The following is a 21190-nucleotide window of genomic DNA, read 5'->3' as shown; positions in this document are numbered from 1 at the left end:
TTTGTGTGAATCATTACATTTATTACTTATTTTGTATAAGGTGCTTTTCAATAATAGAACGGTTTTTCTCTTTAAACACTTCATTATGTGATGACACGACCCCATGGCGGTAGGCAGTAGGCTCTAAATACGTTTTGATAGAGTTCACTGCATTGGCTGCATCTTGGAAAGTACCTAGAAGGAGATGAATTTTTCCTTCAAACGCTAAAATATCACCCGCTGCAAAAATACCAGGCTGCTCAGTTTCTCCCGTTGCTCTCCCTTCGAAATAGTAATCATCTTTTTTAGAAATGGTGATCGCTTGATCTAATTCTAATGATGCTTCACGGTTATAGCCATGACTAACAATTACTTCATCGATTTGACGTGTATAGCTTTGCTTTGTTTTTGAGTTTTCACACGTCACTAATTGAATCGCTGTTTTGTCAGCATTAGCAGTCAATTTTGAAATAGTTGTATCGCATTCAATCTTTACTCCAGCATCTAAAGCCTCTTGTATTGTTGCTTCATGGGCAGATAACTTATCTTTACGATAAACAACCGTTACATTTTTAGCGATAGGACTAAGTTCGACTGCCCAGTCAATAGCTGCGTTTCCTCCTCCTGAAATAATAATTTCCTTGTCCACAAAGTGTCGATAGGACTGCACAGTATAGTGTAAATTAGTCATTTCATATTTTTCTGCACCTTCTAGTGAAAGCTTTTGAGGGTTAATAATACCACCACCAACTGCTAAAAGAACGGTTTTAGAATAATGTTTATCTCCTTGCGCAGTATGTAGAACAAAAATATCATCTTGGCGCTCGATGAAATCTACTTTTGTGTCTGTTAAAACGGTTGGATCAAAAGTTTTTGCCTGCGTAATTAACTGTTTTACAAATTGTTCGCCTAATACAGGAGGGTGACCACCAATATCCCAAATTAGCTTTTCAGGATAAAGTAAAACTTTACCACCAAGCTGTTGTTGACTCTCAATTAATTTCGTTTTCAATCCTCGTAAACCACTATAAAAGGCACTATATAGACCTGCAGGGCCACCACCAATAATAGTTACATCGTATAAATGTTGCATTTATAACACCACATCCTTAATAAATAATAAAAAAGTATTTGACAAAACTTTATAGGAAAACTAGACTAACATTAGTGATAATGATTATCATTATCGGTTAATCGTTATCATAGCATGGAAAGAAGTAAAAGGAAAGAGAGGTTATGTTGTGCGTTTACAAGTTGAATCGATTCGTATCGGCTATGAGGACAAAACGATTGTGCATGATTTATCGCTACAAATTCCAGACGGTAAAATAACGACCATTATTGGTTCCAATGGCTGTGGTAAATCAACACTTTTAAAGGCTATTACGAGGATTTTGAAGCATAAAAGTGGACAAGTCATATTAGATGGTCAAAATATTTCCGAGATGAACACAAAAGAATTAGCGAAAGAACTCGCCATCTTGCCACAAAGCCCGGAAAGTGCACATGGTTTAACAGTGGAAGAGCTTGTATCCTACGGTCGATTTCCATATCAAAAGGGCTTCGGTAATTTATCGCAAAAGGATAAAGAAATGATTGACTGGGCCTTAAAGGTAACTAAAACGGATGACTTTCGTCAGAACACAGTTGATGCCTTATCAGGTGGACAGCGTCAACGAGTGTGGATTGCAATGGCATTAGCGCAAGAGACCGATATTATTTTTTTAGATGAGCCAACAACTTATTTAGATATGGCGCATCAATTAGAAGTTTTAGAATTACTTCACAAGCTTAACGAAGAAGAAGGACGCACAATTGTCATGGTGCTACATGATTTAAATCAGGCAGCACGTTTTTCAGATTTTATTGTTGCGCTATCAAAAGGAGAGCTTGTGAAGTTTGGTACTGCAGAGGAAGTCATGGTACCTGAAGTATTAGAAAAAGTGTTTAATATTGATGCAGTCATTGGTAAGGATCCACGTACAGATAAGCCAATGTGCATTACATATAACTTACTACAAACAGTGTAAAAGGAGATATATTCATGAAAAAGTGGTTATTACCTATGTTTATGATAGTCGTACTAGTGCTTGCAGCGTGCGGCAATAAAGAAGAGAAGGCGGATGAGGGCTCTAAAGATAAAGCATCTACAGAAACGATTACGTATCAATCAGAATCAGGTCCTATTGAAGTACCAGCTAACCCTAAACGTGTAGTTGTGTTATCTTCTTTTGTTGGGGATTTACTAAAGCTTGGCGTTAATGTTGTCGGTGTTGATTCATGGGCTGCAGATAATCCAAACTTCCAAGATGATATTAAAGATGCAGTGGTTGTTGAGAATACGGATATCGAAAAAATTATCGAGCTTGATCCAGATTTGATTATTGGTTTAAATGGTATTGAAAATGCAGATAAATTAGCAGAAATCGCACCAACTGTATTATTTACTTATGGTAAAGTTGATTACTTACAGCAATTTATTGAAATCGGTAAAGCGGTTAACAAAGAAAAAGAAGCAACTGAATGGGTAAAAGACTTTAAAACACGTGCTGTAGAAGCAGGGACGAAAATTAAAGAAAAAATCGGCGAAGATGCAACGGTTACTGTCGCAGAAATGTTCAATAAACAATTGTATGTTTATGGAGATAACTGGGGTCGTGGGACAGAAATTTTATATCAAGAAATGGGCTTAAAAATGCCTGGAAAAGTGAAGGAAGGTGCTTTAAAACCAGGTTATTTAGCAATTTCTCAAGAGGTATTAGGGGATTATGCGGGTGACTATGTGATTTTTAGTATGTTTAAAGGTCAAGATAGTTCCATTAAAAATGCTGCATGGTTTAAAGATTTAGAGGCTGAGAAAAATGGTCATTTATTTGAAGTGAATGCCAACGAATTTTACTTTAATGACCCAATCACTTTAGAATATCAACTAGATTTCTTTGAAAAGAAATTTTTACAATAATTTCAGTAGAGAGTAGCGAAGACAAATGACAAAGTTTCGACATTTCCCATTTTGGCTTCAGGTGTTGCTAACACTGATCTTATTAGCAGTGACAGTTACGGTTTCCCTTTGTATCGGCGCAGCAAATACGAGCATTCAAGATGTCTATCAAGCGATTGTCGGACAAGACGGTGGCAAGCATTATGCTATTTTACGAGAAATTCGATTTCCTCGTATTATTGCCGCTATTTTTGTAGGTAGTGCACTCGCAGTTGCTGGGGCTATTATGCAAGGAGTGACAAGAAATCCATTAGCGGATCCTGGGCTTCTTGGTCTCACAGCAGGTGCGAATGCAGCACTTGCATTGACGATGGCATTTATCCCAAATACCTCGTATTATACGCTTATTTTTGCATGTTTCGTAGGTGCAGGCGTAGGGATGATTGTTGTCTATGGTATTGGCGCTTCAACAAAAAATGGCTTTTCTCCATTAAAGTTAGTCTTAGCTGGGGCAGCTGTATCTGCTTTATTACAAGCAATAGCAGATGGTACGGGAATATTATTTCAAATTTCAAAAGATGTTTCGATGTGGACGAGTGGTGGTTTAATTGGCACTACATGGCAAGCTTTAATGATTGCTCCTGTTATTGTGGTCGGTTTAATTGTTGCGTTTGCATTTAGTCGTCAGCTAACCATTTTAAGTTTAAATGAAGAAGTAGCTGTTGGGTTAGGGCAAAATACAGCAGTCATTAAAGGAATTATGATGTTTGTCGTTGTAATTCTTGCAGGCTCCGCAGTTGCGCTAGTAGGTAATTTAGCATTTGTTGGGTTAATGGTGCCGCATATTGTCCGTGCAATTGTAGGGACAGACTATCGATTTGTTTTACCGATGAGTGCCATCATTGGTGGATGGTTTATGGTGATAGCGGATTTTGCAGGTAGAATGATTAATGCTCCATATGAAACACCGGTAGTTGCAATTATTTCAATTATCGGCCTTCCGTTCTTCTTACTTCTTGTTCGGAAGGGAGGTCGTCAGATTGTTTAATGTCGGACGAAAAAAACAACGTAGATGGTTAATGGCGTGGATCTTATTAACAATAGTTATTTTTGTTATGGGTATTTCAATGGGAGCAGCTTCGGTTTCAATTGATCGCATAATCCCGATTTTAATAGGAGACGGTAGCTTCAAAGAATCATTCGTATTGTTCTCTGTACGTTTGCCAAGATTGTTTGTGTTAGCAGCTGCAGGGATGGCTTTAGCATTAGCTGGTGCCGTTTTGCAGGGGGTGACACGCAATGATTTAGCGGACCCTGGTATTATTGGGATTAATGCAGGTGCAGGTGTGGGAATTACGCTTTTTTATCTCTTTGTCAAGGGAGATCTGCCTAATTTTGCGTATGTGTTACCACTTGTAGGATTTTGTAGCGCTTTATTAACGGCATTGTGCATTTACTTTTTCTCGTACAAGCGCAATGAAGGTGTGCAGCCGGTCCAACTCATTTTAGTCGGAGTAGGTGTAGCATCCGCCTTATCTGGTGTAATGATGGTCTTAATTTCTTCTGCTGAGCGAAGTGATGTGCAATTTATCGCACAATGGCTTGCGGGCAATATTTGGGGAACAGATTGGCCATTTTTCTGGGCTTTATTGCCTTGGCTTGTGCTAGGCATTCCATTTATTTTTTATAAGGCAAATGTGTTAAATGTGCTTGCGATGACAGAACAAACGGCGGTTGGTTTAGGCTTGAATATCGGCCGAGAGCGTTTGCAATTATTAGTTGTCTCTGTAGCATTAGCTGCGGCAGCTGTATCGGTCACAGGAGGCATTGCCTTTATCGGTCTAATGGCTCCACATATTGCAAAGCAGCTTGTCGGGCCGCGCTTCCAGTTCTTTTTACCGCTCACACTGTTTATCGGTGCTAGCTTACTAATGCTAGCGGATACAATTGGCCGCGTAGCTATTTCAAGTGCGACAGTGCCAGCAGGTATAGTCGTAGCATGTATCGGCGCACCCTATTTTTTATATTTACTACGAAAAAACGACTGAATGGCTTTGGCTGTTCAGTTGTTTTTTCTGTGTTGAAAGGCTTTACGGAAAGCCAGGCCTCATCGACGGATAGAAGTCTTAGAGCGACGGAAAGAACACCGACATCGACGGATAGCGCTCGCAAGGTGACGGATAAAATTAGCAGCGACGGAAAGCAAGGCCCGGCCGACGGAAAGAACTCCGACATCGACGGAAAGCAATTCCAAGGTGATGGATAGAATTAGCGGCAACGGAAAGCGAGGCCCGACCGACGGAAAGAAGTCTTAGAGCGACGGAAAGAACTCCGGCACCGACGGAAAGCGATCCCAGGGCGACGGATAGAATTAGCGGCGACGGAAAGCGAGGCCCCACCGACGGAAAGAAGTCTTAGAGCGACGGAAAGAACACCGACATCGACGGAAAGCGATCCCAGGGCGACGGATAAAATTAGCGGCGGCGGAAAGTGAGGCCCGACCGACGGAAAGAAGTCTTAGAGCGACGGAAAGAACTCCGGCACCGACGGAAAGCGATCCCAGGGCGACGGATAAAATTAGCGGCGACGGAAAGCAAGGCTCCGTCGAAGGATGAAAGTCTCAGAGTGACGGAAAGAACTCCGACATCGACGGAAAGCAATCCCAAGGTAGACGGATAGAATTAGCGGCAACGGAAAACGAGGCCCCACCGACGGAAAGAACTCCGGCACCGACGGATAGCGAGCAAAAAAATACTAGCAAGAGCTGAATCGTAGGAATTTTTCCGTTCTTTCTATCTAAAAAAGTTGGTGAAATATTTAATTTGCACTATATGTATTTCAAGTTTTTTGGAACCTCTTTTTTTGAGGTTCTTTTTTTATACAATATTAAGGGGGTGGAAGAAACAATGATTTTATTAGATCGTCAAGAATCGGAGTAACACAAAATTTTAGATGCTTTGATACGGAGATTACCTAGCACACATACTGAATACATGAATTATTTTGAGAGGTTGAGGCGTATACACGCAGGCTTTGCTGGTGAGCAAAGAGTAGATGCCGAATGGCTTGAAATTATTTTACCTCATCCGCATTATTTTCTTCATGATTTACAAATACTTAATCACTTTGGCACTACTCATCAAATAGACACCGTTTTACTTTGTCCTCAATTTATATTGATACTCGAAATTAAAAATGTAACAGGCTTTCTTGATTTCGATGAATCCTTTAATCAATTTACACGAACTACAGCTGAAGGGGATATCGAGGGAATGACTAATCCATTTCATCAAGGGAGGCGACATATGGAATGGATGATGGGAATGTTACATCAGTCACGGCTTGAGATTCCTGTCAATTATGCTGTCGTATTGGCGACGAAAAATGCTATTTTATCGAAGGGTTTAAGGGGACAACCAATTTTTCATGTTTCAGGTTTACGTTATCATGTTCGAGAATGGCTTCAACAGCATAAAAGGGCGGTGGTGGATGAAGAAAAGCTATTTCAATTTGCTTCTAAATTATTATCCATGCATAGGCCAATCAAAAGAGAAATAGCACTGCCTGTCCGAGATTTAGTAAAAGGTGTGCTATGCGAAAGTTGTTTAAATGGACAGACAATGAACTATCGTTTCCCAAAATGGTATTGTCAGCGTTGCGGAGCAGTTGATCAAGAGGCAATTTTTAGGACGCTTGAAGATTATCGATTGCTAGTAGGCGAAACGTTAACAAATAAAAGCTTTTGTGAGTTTTTTGCAATAGATTCGCCGAATACAGCTTATAAATTACTACAAAAGTTACCGTTGAAAGCTGAGGGTACAAAAAGTAACAGGAAGTATTGGATTGTAAATTAAAGAGCAAAAATTCAAGCGGTCTGAATTTTTGCTAGAAATATTGTAGAAGGCTAGAAGTCTTAGAGCGACGGAAAGAACCCTCAAGGTGACGGATAGAATCAGCACCGATGGAAAGGAAGGTCTCACCGACGGAAAGAAGTCACAGAGCGCCGGAAAGAACTCCTGCATCGACGGAAAGGAAGGCCTCAACGACGGAAGAAAGTCTCGAAGCGACGGAAAGAACTATGGCCCCGACAGAGAGAACTACCACACCGACGGATAGAACATTCCCCAAATGACAGTCTTCTCTCTAATTCCCTACTAGACAAATAGAATTTTTAAGTATATAGTTAGCTAGGCTAACTAATTTAAAAGGAGTGGTAACTTTGACGATTGAACAAGAATTTTTTAATCAGTACCGCTTAATGTACAGACCGTTTATCAATCAAGTGAATGTGCAGTTGGAGGAATATCAGTTGTATAGCTCTCAATGGGCTCTTCTTCGGTTATTGAAGGATAAAGGGTCACATACATTTGTTGACATTGCGAATTTTATGTTTATTGAAAAGCCGAGTGTGACAAGGCTTGTGCAAAAGCTTGTGGAGCTTGGCTACGTGGAAACGGTAGCGGGTAGGGATAAGCGTGAGAAGCTTGTGCAATTAACGGCTAATGGTGAAGAGATTGTGCAAGAAATTCAAGCACAGTTAAAACCATTTTTTGAACAGGCACTCGCAGGTGTATCAAAGCAGGATATTGAAATTGCGACACAAGTTTTAGCGAACATTTGTGCAAACATCAATCGGTAGGAGAGAAAAAAAGTGGAAGCATCTAGACAAAAACTTTGGACGAAGGACTTTTTAATCGTCTCACTTATTAACTTTACCATTACATTAATATTTTTTTTATTGATGGTTACAATTGCAGGCTATGCGGTTGAGCACTTTGGGGCTTCAACTAGTACGGCAGGGCTTGTATCGAGTATTTTTATTATTGGTACTTTATTTGGTCGTCTCGGGACGGGGCGTATCATTGGGGGTTGGGGCAGCAAAAAAACATTATTTTATGGATTATTATTGTTTATGCTATCAACGATGTCTTATTTTATCGCGACGAATTTGCCGCTTTTAATGATCAATCGTTTAGTACAAGGAATTGCACTTGGGACGGCTAGTACGGCGACAGGAACAATTATTGCACAAATTTTACCGCCTGAGCGACGAGGAGAAGGTATTGGCTATTACAGCTTAAGTGCTATTTTAGCCACTGCTATCGGACCTTTTGTAGGTATTCTTTTAACACAGCTGTTTGAAGATTTTCGAATGATTTTTGCTGTTGATTCTGTATTAGCTATTGTTTGCTTTTTAATGTATTTTATTGTAACCGTTCCAGATGCACCGAAGAAGTCTAAAGAAATGGCAGAGAAAACAGGCTTTAAGCTAAGTAATTTTATCGAAATGCGCGCTGTGCCAATTGCTTTTGTGGCGCTCGTTATTGGCTTTGCCTACTCAGGGGTTATGTCATTTATGACGTTTTACGCGAAAGAGCTTGATTTGGTTACAGCAGGAAGTTATTTCTTTATTATTTATGCCATTGTTATTTTAGCGACACGCCCATTTACAGGAAAATTGCTAGATACTAGAGGTGCGAACATTATTATCTATCCATGTCTAGTCATTTTTGCAGTCGGTATGTATGCTTTTAGTTCGGCAACAAGTGGTGTTGCATTTTTACTAGCTGCTGCGTGCATAGGAATTGGTTATGGCAATTTCAATTCAGTAGCGCAAGCAATAGCTATTAAGGTTACACCAAATGAGCGTTTAGGGCTTGCGACATCGACATATTTTATATTATATGATTTAGGTTTAGGTGTCGGTCCTTATTTCTTAGGATTCTTCGTTCCGACTTCGGGGTACAGTGCCATTTTCTTCGCGATGGTATTCGTTATTTTGGTGTCAATTGTGCTTTATTATTTCTTATATGGAAAATATGAATATATAAAACAAGCGAAAATTTCATAGTTTAGAATCATTATATTGTAGAAAAAACGACATTTTACTAGTTGTTCAAATATATCAACTAGAAAATGTCGTTTTTTTCTTTAATTAAAAATACTTCTTGCAATCGACTATGATAATCATTATCATTCTCAGTATAAACTATTTCGGAAGTAGGTACTTAGCATGAAAAAAACATCATTATTGTCAGTATTAGTTGCAGGGGGCATTCTTATGACTGGCTGTGGCAATACAGATGAAACTAAAAAAGAAGATAAGCCTGCAACAGAGCAAGCAGAAAAAACTACAAAAGTTGATCTATCTGCTGAACTATCAGCCTATCAAAAATTTGCCTTAGAGCAAATGGATCAATTCTTAATAGAAACAGAAAAATTTGTGAACGCATTTAAAGCTGGTGACATTGAAAAAGCAAAAGCAGCATATGCACCAGCACGTATGTATTTCGAGCGTTCAGAGCCGATCGCTGAGAGCTTCGGTGACCTTGACCCACGTATTGATGGTCGTTTAGCTGATATCCAAGAAGAAGGTAAGGGCGAAGAAGAATGGACGGGCTATCATAAGCTTGAACATGCGCTTTGGGTAGAAAATAAAACTGCAGGCTACGAGGCGATTGCAGATCAATTACTAGCAGACGCAAAAGAATTACACGCTTTAGTTCAAACTGTAGAAGTAACACCAGATTTAATGATTACAGGTGCTGTTGATTTATTAAATGAAGTATCGACATCTAAAATCACTGGTGAAGAAGAAATCTATTCTCACACAGACCTTTATGACTTTAAAGCAAACATCGAAGGCGCAGAAAAGATCTTTGAAATCCTACGTCCGAAATTAGAAGCGAAAGACAAAGACTTAGTAGCAACATTAGATGAAAAATTCAAAGCAGTAGATGATTTATTGGCACAGCATGCAACAGCTGATGGCGGGTATGTTTCTTATGAAGAATTAACTGAAGAAAACACAAAAGCGCTTGCGGCAGCAGTAAATCAACTTGGTGAACCATTAAGTCAAATGGGTATTATTTTGGAGTGATAATAAATGACAGTGTCAAATGATGAAAAATGGATGAATAAAAAAATATCTAGACGTGACATGTTAAAGCTATCAGGTATCGGAGTAGCTGGTGTAGCTATCGGTGCTTCTGGCTTAGGTGGTGTTATGAAAGTAATGGGCTATGATGTGTTTGAGCCTGTTGCAGACAGCACGACAGCAGTTAACAAAGTTGATTTCTATGGAAAACATCAATCTGGCATTATTACACCTGTTCAAACAAATATTTATTTTGCTTCTTTGGATGTTTTATTTACATCAAAGAAAGAACTACAAGAGTTGTTCAAACAATGGACACCTCTTGTTGTACGTTTAATGAATGGTGAATTAATGGTAGATTTAACAACAAATACTAGAGTGCCAACAGGAGATACAGGCGAAGCGGAGGGTTTAGACGCTTCAAATTTATCGATCACAATAGGTGTTGGCCCATCTTTGTTTGATAAGCTTGGTATTCAGCATTTGAAGCCTGAGGAATTAAAAGACTTACCTCATTTCCCAAAAGATCAGCTACAAAAAGAATTTACTGGTGGAGATCTTTGTATTCAAGCATGTGCGGATGATCCACAAGTGGCATTCCACGCAGTGCGTAATTTAGTTCGTGCAGCGTCTGGTAAGGTAGAAATTAAATGGTCACAGGCAGGCTTCAACTCTTTCCCTGATGGCGGAGGCTCACCTAGAAATTTATTTGCATTCAAAGATGGTACGGTAAATCCATCGAGTACAGATGAAAAAGATTTAAATAAAGTAGTATGGGTCGATAAAGGCTGGCTAAAAGGCGGCTCTTATTTGGTTGCCCGTAAAATTCAAATGCATCTTGAAACATGGGATCGCACATCTTTAAAAGATCAGGAGGCAACTTTTGGTCGTTATCGCGATAGTGGTGCACCTTTTGGTAAAAAGAAAGAGTTCGATGATTTCGATGTAGAGGCGAAGGATAGCAACGGTGAGTATGTTATGCCAGATACTTCACATGTGCATTTGGCACGTAAATCAGGCGCACGTATTTTACGTCGCTCTTACTCTTATGCATCAGGTGTTATGACGAATACAGGTGCGCACGATGCGGGACTCTTGTTTATTTCTTATCAAAAAGACCCAGCCCAATTTACAACAGTTCAAAATAGCTTAGGGCGTATGGATAAAATGAATGAATATATTACCCATCGAGGCAGCGCAGTGTTTGCTTGCTTCCCTGGAGTATCAAAGGGGAGTTATATAGGTGAAGCACTTTTTAACGCGCTGTAGTTTAGTACTTTGCTTGTTATTGGCACTTGCTGTACCAGTGCAGGCGGCGCAATCATATAGTCAATTGTACATTTCTATAAGTGACGCGCTGATGAATACGAAGCAGGACAAGGAAGCTGAGGCAGAGCGTGCCCTTGAACAGTTTGCCACAGACTGGGCATCGGTCACGTCTGAGCAAAAGGAAGCAAAAGAAAAAGTGGATAAAATTCTTACGCAAGCAGTTAAAGCTACTTCCAAGGATGAACGATTAAAGGCACTGTCTGACTTGTCAAATGCCTTACGTGCTTTAGAAAAGCTTGAGAATCCTGTAGATGAAGCGGCGCAGCGAGCAGAATTTGGCACGAAATTTAAACCAATCATGAAAGCATTTGAAGATGCTTTAGCAAGCGGTGATTTAACTACAATCGACACAGCGTATAAGGATTTTAATGCAAAATGGAAGAAAATTGAACGTCCTGTACGTGAGCAAAGCATTGCGATGTACGGCCAAATTGAAACACAGATGGCCTTTATACGGATTTCACTTGCTTCCGAAAAACCTGATATAGCCTTAATGCAATCACAATATGCAGAATTAAAACAAACAATTGAGGATTTTGTAGCAGGTAATGATACGGCGAAAGTTGTTGAAGGAGAGTATTCTTTAGCAACATTGATTGCTTATATTGATGAGGCGAATGATTTTATCGATGCAGGTGACTTCAAGGCTGCATCTGATAAAATTCGTGATTTCATTAAAATATGGCCAAGTGTAGAAATTGATATTTCAACACGTAACGGCAGCCTTTATACAAAAATCGAAAGTGATATGCCGATCCTCGTGAGTGACTTATTAAAGTCTAACGTCGATGCCAAAGCAATTAAAAGTAAGCTTGATACTTTCCGCACTGAAATTGAGCTGATTCAAGGTGACTCAGATTATACTCTGTGGGATGCAGCATTAATTTTACTGCGAGAGGGCTTAGAGGCACTACTCATTATTATGGCATTAGTATCGTTCTTAGAGAAATCTGGACAAAAAACAATGCGCAAATGGATATATGTTGGTGCATTTGTAGGGATCTTACTATCAGCGGTAGCAGCTGTTTTAATGTCGACACTTTTCCAATCTGCGACAATTGATACAAGTCGAGAGCTGATGGAAGGTTATATTGGTTTACTAGCTGCTGCAATGATGATTGGAGTTGGTATTTGGCTCCATAGTAAATCGAGTGTGACAAGCTGGAATCGCTATATCTCTAAACGAATGGGTAATGCTATCTCGAGTGGCTCAGTGTTTGCGATGGCAGCCATTAGCTTCCTATCCGTCTTCCGTGAAGGGGCAGAAACACTTGTCTTCTATGCAGGAATTGCACCTAAAATGGAAACATCTCAATTTGTGCTAGGTATCGTAGTAGCACTTTTAATATTAGCTATTTTTGCATTTGTGTTATTTAAAGCAAGTGGAAAAATTCCAATTCATAAATTTTTCGCAGTGGCAACGGTGTTAATTTATGTATTGGCGTTTAAAATTATTGGTGTCAGTCTGCATACTTTGCAGCTAAGAGATTCAGTTTCAACAACAATTGTAGATGGCTTGCCAGTTGTCAGCTTCATTGGTTTCTATCCAACCGTAGAAACAATGATTGGACAAGCAATTTTGCTTTTACTTGTTGTAGCTACGATCATTTATAAAAAGAAACAAAAATAAGTAGAGGGCGGATGAATATACTTTCATCTGCCTTTTTGCTTGAAGATAAAAATAAATTTAAATTAAAGTGTATCAATATAAAAAGTTGATTTGTTTTTTTTTATGTAAACTCATGACTTCATATACGGTGCTACTAACGAAATGGACGTTACTATAATTACTACTGCATCATTACAAAAGGAAAATAATAGGTTCATTTTCTACAATACACCTTTACGACTTTATATAATTAATTGTATTGTTACCTTCTCTGAATAAAATAAGTGCTTATTGAAACTAGCGGTAGGGGGGTTCTTCAATAAGTAGAAATGGAGTATTATTGTATGGGGAGGATGAATATGGTGAAAATTATAAAGAAAAATATACAACATTCGCTAATTTTTTTCATACTATTTATTATAATTCAATGGTTATTTCGTGATGACATTCAATGGGGACAAATTATTGGAATTTCATTTTTATTTTTCCTTTTTAATATATTATACGATTGGGCTAATATCCCCTATAAATGGAAGAAGGAATAATTTATTTAAGTTATTATTCGAATAGGCTTAATAAAATTGCATGGTAGCTAACTCAAAGTTGGATCCGTGCTACAATTGTTTTAACTTCTTTCAGCGGATGTCCAAACATCCTCTAAAATAGAGGAACTTAGTCTAAGAACACCATGTCCTGTGGCAATTTACCTATATGAAAGCGAAGCGACAGCAACAATAGGGTTTTATCTGTGCGAAAGCCAAGCAACAACAGCCCATGACTAAGTGACCAACATCAAGTTGGCCTAAAGCCGATTCCGGACACAATTATGCCGAGGCATAGTTGATTTGAAAGGTTTTTCGTTTAGTAAAGAAAAAGGCAAGATGGGGGGATGAAAATGGATAGTGACAAATACGGTAATGAAAGTAACGAAATCTACGGTTATCAAACCTACAATATCTTTGCGTATATTATCGGTATTCTATTTTCACCATTACTAGGGGTGATTATGGGAATTGTAGGTGTAATACAGCGTAAGAAACATGCTTGGAGTATTATTATCATTTCAATTCTTGGTTGGGTTCTGAGTGTATTCGTAATTAATAATCTATAAATGTAGCTTTACTGAACAGGGATTGTATAATCATTGGGTACAATTTTCATAATGAATTTTTAGCTCCAACAATCTAGGGGACTTGTGCGTATTACAACTCATACACGTAAGTCCTTTTGTTATGTTGCTCACTCACTTACAGAAACGCTTTTAAATCCATTGCATCTACTTTGAACAGTCAAAGCTGTGGTTATGATTGAATCAACTCTCACAAGTACTACAGCTGCTTTGAATACTTCTGTAGTCTTAATTAAACTTTATTACAAATAGCGGTGTCGGCCGTTTATAATACCATACATCTTTAAAGGAGATATGCACTAATGAAAAGTATTTTTAATCATATGCATACAGCAGAAGTTTTAAAGCGTATTGACAAATTGAGTCCAAATTCACAACCACAATGGGGAAAAATGGATGTTGCCCAAATGCTAGCGCATTGTTCATCTTTCCAAGACATCGCAATGGGAAATTCTTTTCCACCAAGGAGTTGGTTAGGAATAATAGTAGGGAGGTTTGCAAAACAAATGATTTACAATGACAAGACATTGCCCCATAATATGTCTACTATTCCAACTATTTTGATTGCAGATGATAGAGAATTTGAGACAGAAAAAGAAAAGCTTAAACAAAAAATTATCACATTCCAAAATAACGGACCAGAGAAGTGTACAACTCATCCTCATCCTTTTTTTGGGAAACTCACTTCTGAGCAATGAGGTAAAGGAGTATACAAGCACCTTGACCATCATTTTAAACAGTTTGGAGTTTAAACATTGAAAAACTAAATGAAACGATGTGCATCATTAGAAGAAAGCGGGCTTAGTTGAAGAAGGATTTTCTGTTCCTGAATGAAGAACTGAGTTGTATTAGAATATATGAAAAGTGGGTTTGATGATGATAAAGGATATGGATATTCGATGTCATTTTTATGGTGAGGAATTTTCTCCAAAAGTAGTTGAACAACTAATTGGGATTAAATTAGAGAATAAAATCGAAGTTGGAGATATATCTAAAATAGGAAGAAACAAAGGTAAACCTTCAGATTACGGCAATGGTGAACTATGTCCTCCAAAGGATTTCAAAGATACTGAAGATTTTGGTCTACATTGGCTTGCAGTAACCTTATCAAAAAATATAGTCTTTTTTCGTAAATGTGGTGCAGAAAATATCGATTTAGTTATTGGAGTTTGGTATGAAAAACAATGCAATCTTGTATTTGAACCAGAATCTATTAAGTTATTTGGTGATTTAGGTATTGCCTTACAGGTAAGTTGTTATGAGGATTTTGACGATGGTTTATTCCACTAACTGGGTGCTTTAGGTTAATAAAAAAGTAAGAGGTATCCATTATCTGGTTTCTTTTATTTTATAGGGTGGCATCACTTAAGAGTTATGGAACTGATAATTCTTCATCTAACGGGCAGATATATCAAAGTGGAATATTAAATTACATCACTATATTGAGTGAATATCTGTAAGTAATAGTGCAGTAAAGAAAAAATATTTGGTTATCGATTAGTTCTGTTATTAAAAAAGTTTGAAGTTAACAAAAAAGCAATTCCTATAAAAATGTATATATATAGATTCCTCCTAAAATGTGGATTATCTTATATCGAAGTATAACATAATTAGGAAATTTTTAGAACTGTAGTTAATTAATACTTGAACAATTTGAGGGAATTAATAGAAAAGGGTATCAACCACTTATTCGAATATCAAGAATTTGTGAAGAATCATACTTTAACTTGCTTTAGTTAAAGGGCTTAGCATAAAATGAACAAATTTTTTTGACATAATCGATAGAGAGGTAACCATTTTGACTATTCAAAATGGTATTTGGGTTATAGATTTTATGTGTTTTAACTACAAGCGGTGTTTGCCGATTAAATTACCATACAGCTTTATCCAAACAACATAGTGTTTTGTCTACCGTCTGAAGGGCAGATGAATTACTTCCATCTACCCTTATTTCAAATTATTCCTCCCAATGAGACGGACGTTTCAAGTGGGAGGGTAATATTGTTTGAAGATTGCCTTGTGCGGAATTAATTTGCATTTGGGTTAAAAACATGCTGCTAGAAAGGTCTGCGCCGCGTAAATTTGCGTCACGTAAATCCGCACCAATAAAATCAACACCTCTTAAATCTGCGTTTTGTAGATTGGCAGCAATTAAATAGGATCCTCTAAGATCAGTTGCTCTTAAATCCTTGCCCTTTAAATTCTTTCCCATCCAATCGACTCCCCTATAGTCATACTTTCGAGAGTTTTTTCCATTAATCTTTTCGATAAGGCTTTGGCGAATTTGCTCACTTGTTTCTAACAGTAAATCATTCACTGGCAGTCGGAAATAAGGAGTATCTATTGCGAGTAATGCATCAGCTTCTAGCTCTGTTGCAAGCTGTAGCTGTTCTAATTGCATATGTAGTTTGTTAAATAGGGATGAATCGACTTTATACGATAATGCCTCAGCAACGTAGGCAATCATTTCATAAAGTTGTTCCATCATCGGAAAGACGCGAAACATTTTCTCAGAAATTTTAGGGGATTGTCGCCAATCTTGTCCATGGAAGGTTGTTTGTGACACCTTTTGTCCAGCTCCTAAACAATCAAAAACTGTACATCCTTTAAACCCTTGAACTCTAAGTTTACTATGAATTTGACAGCTAAAATCTGATTGTAGATTAGGGCAAGGTGTTCCAGCTGCTTTATTAATGGCAAAATCGCTAGAAGCGGCAATATTTAAAGCCGTGCAGCATAGACCAAAACAACTTTGGCAATCCGCCTGTAAACTTTCACGTATTTTTTTTCCAATTGTATAATCGATTTTTTTTACTTCAGACATCATTATTTTCCTCTCTTAATACATAAACTTCTTACAGATAATTCTATCACTTATTATGCGTAAAAGGATATTTTTGTATGGATGAATTCTTCAAATTGAGGAGACCTCATTATTCGTTTATCGTTTAGCTCTAGATGATTAGGAAAATAAATTGATATTTTTTTACAAAATCGGAACTTTGTATTGACAATTTATTGTAAAATGCTATAATTTTTATCGACAGACAGTCGGTCTAATGAAGGAGAGTAAAAATGAGAAAAGAAGCGATAGAGCGCAGAAACGAAATACTTGATGCGGCGGATGAGCTTTTCGGTCAGAAGGGCTTTGATGGCACAAGTACTAACGAAATTTTAGAAAAGGTCGGAATTGCACGGGGAACGCTGTATTATCACTTCAAGTCGAAGGAGGATATTATGGACGCGTTAATTGATCGATATAATACTCAAATTTTAGGTGCAGCCAATGGAATCGCTACAGATAAGAGCATCCCCGTTCACGAGCGTATTGTTCGTGTTGTGATGGCACTAAACGTAAGTGGCGGAAACAGCAAGGAAATAATTGATCATATACATAAGCCTCAGAATGCGCTTATGCATCAGAAAATACAAAAAGTTATCATTAATGGCCTTCCTCCTATACTGACGGAAATAATTCGTGAAGGTATTGAGCAAGAATTATTCAGTACGCCATATCCGTATGAATGTATGGAAATGATTGTGGCCTATACGAATACTGTTTTTGATGATGATATGGTAGATCTGACAGATGATGAGCGTGCCGCACGTATACCAGCTTTTATTTTCAACGTAGAAAGACTGCTAGGTGTCGAAAGCGGAAGTCTTATGTACATGATGAAGATGTTTGACGGTGGAAATGGAGGTGGAGGACATGGAAACGACGGTGGTTAATCCAGGGGGGGTATTCAGGAGATTTCTTCTGCTATGGTCGGGACAGCTGATTTCGGCCATAGGAAGTGGGCTTACATCGTTCGGGCTTGGGATTTATGTTTTCCAGCAGACGGGAAAGGCATCGGCAATGGCACTTGTAACCTTACTTGCGTTTATGCCATCGCTTCTTTTAAGTCCCGTGGCAGGAGTGCTTGCGGATCGTTATGATCGAAGGCTTTTAATGGTGTTAGGTGACAGTCTTTCTGCGATAGGACTTGTATTTATTCTAATTTGTATGCTGAGCGGAGAAGCACAGCTATGGCAAATTTGTCTGGGAGTTACAATAAGCTCGGTGTTTTCATCGCTACTTGATCCCGCATACAAGGCTACGGTTACGGATTTGCTTACCGAGGAACAGTACACGAAGGCAAGCGGTTTTGTCCAGGTGGCGGGTTCTGCAAAATTTTTGATTTCTCCCATCATTGCGGGATTTTTGCTTACCGTTTCGGATATAAAGCTTTTGCTTGTCATTGACATCTGTACATTTTTTGTAACCGTTATATCAGCCCTTGCTGTACGTAGAGGTCTTGTTTCAAAGAAATACGAACAGACAAAATCATTTTTCCATGAATTAAAAGATGGTTGGAGTGCAGTTTCTGAAAACCGAGGTGTGCTCGTTCTTGTCATCGTGACATCAGTGCTGACATTTTATCTTGGAATTATTGAAACACTTTCCATACCGATGTTGCTTACTTTTACGAACAGCTCCGTAATAGGAACGGTGGAAAGTATTGTCGCTACAGGGATGCTCGTATCCAGCGTGATCATCGGATTTCTTCCAATTAAAAAAGGGTATGTGAAAATTCTTTCGTTTTCGCTGTTTTTTGAAGGAATATTTATGGCGGTATTCGGACTTCGCGAAAATATAGTTCTTATCTGCTTATCAGGTTTTTTCTTTTTTGCAATGATGCCATTTGCAAACTCAACCTTGGATTATCTTGTTCGTACCAACATTGATAATTCCGTTCAGGGCAGAGCATGGTCACTTATAGGGGTAATTTCACAGCTTGGATTTGTTGTCGCCTATGCGCTTTCGGGTATACTTGCAGATTATGTATTCACTCCTCTGCTAGTTGATGGCGGATTGCTTGCTGATAGCGTAGGGAAAATTACCGGTACAGGTCAAGGTAGAGGAACGGGCTTACTCATCATAATCGCTGGAATTTTATTATGTGTTACTTCATTTATTTTGTTCAACTTGAAATCAGTTAAAAAGCTTGAAAACAGAGGTGACGTATGTATTACAGAATAATCCGGAATGATATTTCTAAAAGCAAACTGATAACGCTGACAACAACGATATTTGTTGCCGCCGCGGCTATGCTCGTTTCTCTCTCGGCGATACTTATCGTCAATCTTTCTGGTGCGATCGATTCACTCATGAATCAGGCGAAAACTCCGCATTTTATGCAAATGCACTCGGGGGATATTGAACCTGTACGGCTTGCGAATTTCGCGGAGCAAAACAGCAATGTCGATGAATTTCAAGTGCTTGAGTTTCTCAACATGGATAACGGACAAATTATTTTAGGTGATAGTTCGCTTGCGAATAATGTGCAAGACAATGGTTTCAGCATACAGAGTGAAAAATTTGATTATCTTCTTGATCTTGACGGAAACATTATAAACGTATCCGATGGCGAGCTTTATGTTCCAATTAACTATATGAAGGACAACACCACAAAGGTTGGTGATAAAGCAATAATAGGCGGAAAGGAATTTACTGTTGCGGGCTTCCTTCGCGATTCACAGATGAATTCTATGCTGTCTTCCTCAAAAAGATTTATTGTTAGTAAAAATGATTATGCGGAAATAAAAAGCCATGGAAGTATGGAGTATTTGATTGAGTTTAGACTAAAGGATTTATCGGCGCTCGGTGAATTTGAAACTGCTTATGCTTCCGCAGGTCTTGAAGCGAACGGACCAACGATAACATATCCACTTTTCAAAACACTTAACGCACTTTCCGACGGGATGATGATAGCAGTTATACTTCTTATAAGCGTTCTTGTCGTTATAATCGCATTTATGTGCATACGCTTTACACTCCTTGCGAAGATTGAAGACGATTACCGTGAAATTGGTGTTATGAAGGCGATAGGACTGCGTCTTTCAGACATTAAAAAAATTTATCTTGCGAAGTACGCAGCAATTGCGGCAGGGGGTAGTATTCTCGGTTATGCACTTTCATTGATGTTCAAAAACATGCTTCTTGAAAACATCCAGCTTAATATGGGGGAAAGTGAAAATTCTTCTTTTGCCACGTCTTTAGGGATCATCGGCATTCTACTTGTATTCCTCGCAATTATAGCCTATGTAAGCGGAGTGCTGAGACGCTTTCGGAAAATATCTGCTGCAGAAGCAATACGCTTTGGCACTTCACAGGAAAAAAACGCAGGCGCAAAGCGTTTTTACCTGAATAGAAATAAGCTGTTTAACACGAACATTTTTCTTGGTATCAAAGACGTTTTCGCAAGGAAAAGACTTTACGCCACAATGCTTGCAGTACTCGTAATTTCAGCATTTATCATAATTGTTCCACAAAACCTTTACAACACGATTTCCTCAACAAGCTTCATTAAATATATGGGTATCGGAAACTACGATATTCGTATTGACATTCAGCAGACCGATCATATTTCTAAAAAATCTGCCGAAGTTTTAACATCTATGAAGAGCGATAGCTCCATTGCAAAATATACCATCCTTACAACAAAGACATTCAAAACCAAAAAGGAAGACGGTTCGGAGGAAAATATAAAAATTGAACTCGGCGACCACTCGATATTCCCTATTGAATATACCGAGGGCAGAGCACCCGCAGTAGAAAACGAAATTGCACTTTCATCTTTGAACGCTGATGAAATGAGCAAAAAGGTCGGCGATGTCATTACGGTCGTGATGAAGGGGAAGGACAAAAAGCTCACGGTAAGTGGCATTTATTCCGACATTACTAACGGCGGAAAAACGGCAAAGGCTGTTTTTACCGACACTTCGGAAAATATAATGTGGAGTGTTATCTGCGCAAAGCTTTCCGATAAATCTCTTGTTAATGGAAAAGTCTCTGAGTATGCGGACAGATTTACTTTCGCTAAGATTTCTAATATTGATGAATTTGTGACTCAAACATTTGGCTCTACAATAAAATCGGTCGGCAAGGCATCCATTGCTGCAATTGCCATCGCACTCGTAATAACGGTCCTAGTAACGCTGTTGTTTATGAAAATGCTTGTCGCAAAGGACAGATATTCTATTGCCGTCATGAAAGCATTAGGTTTTACAAAATCGGATATTACGATACAGTTTGCTTCGCGAGCGGCATTCGTATCAATTATCGGAATTGTTCTTGGCACTCTTCTGGCAAATACTCTTGGAGAGGTACTTGCAGGCGCAGTTATTACCTCGTTTGGGGCGTCGTCGTTTAGTTTTTCGGTCAATCCACTTTCTGCGTACGTGCTTTGTCCGTTAATGATGGTATGCTCGGTACTGATCACAACAATAATTGGCACATCGGGCGCGGGGAAAATAAAAATATCCGAAAATATAAAGGAGTAG

18 protein-coding genes are annotated in these 21190 nt (G+C 38.6%); 16 read left to right on the top strand and 2 right to left on the bottom strand.

What is annotated here, in order from left to right; translation table 11 throughout:
- Window positions 1-22 precede the first annotated feature (22 nt).
- Window positions 23-1072, bottom strand: a complete 1050-nt coding sequence (locus ABH968_RS14050; protein WP_370044838.1) for an NAD(P)/FAD-dependent oxidoreductase — start codon at window positions 1070-1072, stop codon at window positions 23-25.
- A 148-nt stretch (window positions 1073-1220) separates the two neighbouring features.
- On the opposite strand from ABH968_RS14050, the gene ABH968_RS14045 reads away from it, so the two are divergent.
- The 13 genes from ABH968_RS14045 to ABH968_RS13985 all read left to right on the top strand — a co-directional run bounded on the left by ABH968_RS14045 (window position 1221) and on the right by ABH968_RS13985 (window position 15154).
- Window positions 1221-2009 carry an ABC transporter ATP-binding protein gene (locus ABH968_RS14045; RefSeq protein WP_370044836.1) on the top strand — a complete coding sequence of 263 codons (789 nt, stop codon included), beginning with the start codon at window positions 1221-1223 and terminating at the stop codon, window positions 2007-2009.
- Between the two features lie 14 nt (window positions 2010-2023).
- Window positions 2024-2941, top strand: a complete 918-nt coding sequence (locus ABH968_RS14040; protein ID WP_370044835.1) for an iron-hydroxamate ABC transporter substrate-binding protein — start codon at window positions 2024-2026, stop codon at window positions 2939-2941.
- A 25-nt stretch (window positions 2942-2966) separates the two neighbouring features.
- On the top strand, window positions 2967-3968 hold the full coding sequence (locus tag ABH968_RS14035; RefSeq protein WP_370044833.1) for a FecCD family ABC transporter permease: 1002 nt from the start codon (window positions 2967-2969) through the stop codon (window positions 3966-3968).
- Window positions 3961-4968 carry a FecCD family ABC transporter permease gene (locus ABH968_RS14030; RefSeq protein ID WP_370044832.1) on the top strand — a complete coding sequence of 336 codons (1008 nt, stop codon included), beginning with the start codon at window positions 3961-3963 and terminating at the stop codon, window positions 4966-4968. Before ABH968_RS14035 ends, ABH968_RS14030 begins: the two co-directional genes overlap by 8 nt.
- Before the next feature lie 963 nt (window positions 4969-5931).
- On the top strand, window positions 5932-6774 hold the full coding sequence (locus ABH968_RS14025; RefSeq protein ID WP_370044830.1) for a nuclease-related domain-containing protein: 843 nt from the start codon (window positions 5932-5934) through the stop codon (window positions 6772-6774).
- Window positions 6775-7139: 365 nt separating this feature from the next.
- Window positions 7140-7559 (top strand): MarR family winged helix-turn-helix transcriptional regulator, encoded by a 420-nt coding sequence (locus tag ABH968_RS14020; protein WP_370044828.1) that lies wholly within the window; start codon window positions 7140-7142, stop codon window positions 7557-7559.
- Between the two features lie 12 nt (window positions 7560-7571).
- Window positions 7572-8771, top strand: a complete 1200-nt coding sequence (locus tag ABH968_RS14015) for an MFS transporter (RefSeq protein ID WP_370044827.1) — start codon at window positions 7572-7574, stop codon at window positions 8769-8771.
- Window positions 8772-8933: 162 nt separating this feature from the next.
- Window positions 8934-9800, top strand: a complete 867-nt coding sequence (gene efeO, locus ABH968_RS14010; protein WP_370044825.1) for an iron uptake system protein EfeO — start codon at window positions 8934-8936, stop codon at window positions 9798-9800.
- A 6-nt stretch (window positions 9801-9806) separates the two neighbouring features.
- The gene (efeB, locus tag ABH968_RS14005; protein WP_370044823.1) at window positions 9807-11066 is read left to right on the top strand and encodes an iron uptake transporter deferrochelatase/peroxidase subunit; all 1260 of its coding nucleotides are present in this window, start codon (window positions 9807-9809) and stop codon (window positions 11064-11066) included.
- Window positions 11041-12756 carry an FTR1 family iron permease gene (locus ABH968_RS14000; RefSeq protein ID WP_370044821.1) on the top strand — a complete coding sequence of 572 codons (1716 nt, stop codon included), beginning with the start codon at window positions 11041-11043 and terminating at the stop codon, window positions 12754-12756. The genes efeB and ABH968_RS14000 overlap by 26 nt, the downstream gene beginning before the upstream one ends.
- Before the next feature lie 874 nt (window positions 12757-13630).
- Window positions 13631-13846 (top strand): hypothetical protein, encoded by a 216-nt coding sequence (locus tag ABH968_RS13995; protein ID WP_370044820.1) that lies wholly within the window; start codon window positions 13631-13633, stop codon window positions 13844-13846.
- Between the two features lie 320 nt (window positions 13847-14166).
- Complete coding sequence (locus tag ABH968_RS13990) at window positions 14167-14562, top strand: hypothetical protein (protein ID WP_370044818.1); 396 nt, start codon at window positions 14167-14169, stop codon at window positions 14560-14562.
- 190 nt (window positions 14563-14752) lie between these two features.
- Complete coding sequence (locus tag ABH968_RS13985; protein WP_370044817.1) at window positions 14753-15154, top strand: hypothetical protein; 402 nt, start codon at window positions 14753-14755, stop codon at window positions 15152-15154.
- Between the two features lie 667 nt (window positions 15155-15821).
- Here ABH968_RS13985 and ABH968_RS13980 read toward each other — a convergent pair.
- Window positions 15822-16688 (bottom strand): pentapeptide repeat-containing protein, encoded by an 867-nt coding sequence (locus tag ABH968_RS13980; RefSeq protein ID WP_370044973.1) that lies wholly within the window; start codon window positions 16686-16688, stop codon window positions 15822-15824.
- A 251-nt stretch (window positions 16689-16939) separates the two neighbouring features.
- Here ABH968_RS13980 and ABH968_RS13975 point away from each other — a divergent pair, with 251 nt between their 5' ends.
- The 3 genes from ABH968_RS13975 to ABH968_RS13965 are packed head-to-tail and all read left to right on the top strand — an operon-like array spanning window position 16940 to window position 21190.
- On the top strand, window positions 16940-17596 hold the full coding sequence (locus ABH968_RS13975; RefSeq protein WP_370044815.1) for a TetR/AcrR family transcriptional regulator: 657 nt from the start codon (window positions 16940-16942) through the stop codon (window positions 17594-17596).
- A complete protein-coding gene (locus ABH968_RS13970) occupies window positions 17577-18887 on the top strand; it encodes an MFS transporter (RefSeq protein ID WP_370044813.1) in 1311 nt (436 codons plus the stop codon). Before ABH968_RS13975 ends, ABH968_RS13970 begins: the two co-directional genes overlap by 20 nt.
- Window positions 18872-21190: an ABC transporter permease gene (locus ABH968_RS13965; RefSeq protein ID WP_370044811.1), complete on the top strand. Its 2319-nt coding sequence runs from the start codon at window positions 18872-18874 to the stop codon at window positions 21188-21190. Before ABH968_RS13970 ends, ABH968_RS13965 begins: the two co-directional genes overlap by 16 nt.

It is taken from the genome of Lysinibacillus sp. RC79 (genome assembly GCF_041262405.1).
GTDB lineage: Bacteria > Bacillota > Bacilli > Bacillales_A > Planococcaceae > Lysinibacillus.
This window is presented reverse-complemented; position numbering and strand designations above follow the sequence as displayed.

What these genes read in the sequence shown, in the direction of transcription:
- ABH968_RS14040 (WP_370044835.1), top strand. Translation starts at nt 2,024, where the DNA reads ATGAAAAAGTGGTTATTACCTATGTTTATGATAGTCGTACTAGTGCTT.
- ABH968_RS14035 (WP_370044833.1), top strand. Translation starts at nt 2,967, where the DNA reads ATGACAAAGTTTCGACATTTCCCATTTTGGCTTCAGGTGTTGCTAACA.
- efeO (WP_370044825.1), top strand. Translation starts at nt 8,934, where the DNA reads ATGAAAAAAACATCATTATTGTCAGTATTAGTTGCAGGGGGCATTCTT.
- ABH968_RS13965 (WP_370044811.1), top strand. Translation starts at nt 18,872, where the DNA reads ATGTATTACAGAATAATCCGGAATGATATTTCTAAAAGCAAACTGATA.
- ABH968_RS13975 (WP_370044815.1), top strand. Translation starts at nt 16,940, where the DNA reads ATGAGAAAAGAAGCGATAGAGCGCAGAAACGAAATACTTGATGCGGCG.
- ABH968_RS13970 (WP_370044813.1), top strand. Translation starts at nt 17,577, where the DNA reads ATGGAAACGACGGTGGTTAATCCAGGGGGGGTATTCAGGAGATTTCTT.
- ABH968_RS13990 (WP_370044818.1), top strand. Translation starts at nt 14,167, where the DNA reads ATGAAAAGTATTTTTAATCATATGCATACAGCAGAAGTTTTAAAGCGT.
- ABH968_RS13980 (WP_370044973.1), bottom strand. Translation starts at nt 16,688, where the DNA reads ATGTCTGAAGTAAAAAAAATCGATTATACAATTGGAAAAAAAATACGT.
- ABH968_RS13995 (WP_370044820.1), top strand. Translation starts at nt 13,631, where the DNA reads ATGGATAGTGACAAATACGGTAATGAAAGTAACGAAATCTACGGTTAT.
- ABH968_RS14050 (WP_370044838.1), bottom strand. Translation starts at nt 1,072, where the DNA reads ATGCAACATTTATACGATGTAACTATTATTGGTGGTGGCCCTGCAGGT.
- efeB (WP_370044823.1), top strand. Translation starts at nt 9,807, where the DNA reads ATGACAGTGTCAAATGATGAAAAATGGATGAATAAAAAAATATCTAGA.
- ABH968_RS13985 (WP_370044817.1), top strand. Translation starts at nt 14,753, where the DNA reads ATGGATATTCGATGTCATTTTTATGGTGAGGAATTTTCTCCAAAAGTA.